At 62.3% G+C, this 273-nt stretch carries 1 pseudogene; it reads right to left on the bottom strand.

Annotated features, from left to right (window positions below):
- A pseudogene (locus tag SB753_RS37230) lies at nucleotides 1-273 on the bottom strand (RND transporter); the annotation flags it as partial.

The raw sequence follows: 273 nt of genomic DNA, 5'->3' as shown, positions 1-273 counted from the left end.
AGGTTCGCCGATCAGGGTCGCGATCGCGTGCTGCATCTGCGCACGGGTGACGTCGATGTCGGTGTCCTGAGTCCGTGTGGCTTCGAGCTGCGTAGTGGCCTGAGCGACCGCAGAGGCGTCGATCGCGCCGTTCTTCAACTGCTGCTGGAGCAGATTCAATGCATGGGCATAGGCCTGCACGCTGTCGTCGAGCAGCTTTTTCTGCGTATCCAGCGAGCGCAGCGCGAAATAGTCGACGGCGAGATCGGCGCTCATCGACAGACGCACCGCTTC

It is taken from the genome of Paraburkholderia sp. SIMBA_053 (genome assembly GCF_046534895.1).
In the GTDB taxonomy this organism is placed as follows: Bacteria; Pseudomonadota; Gammaproteobacteria; order Burkholderiales; family Burkholderiaceae; genus Paraburkholderia; species Paraburkholderia caledonica.
The sequence above is the reverse complement of the archived record's forward strand: the minus strand, read 5'-3'. Positions and strand labels throughout refer to the sequence as shown.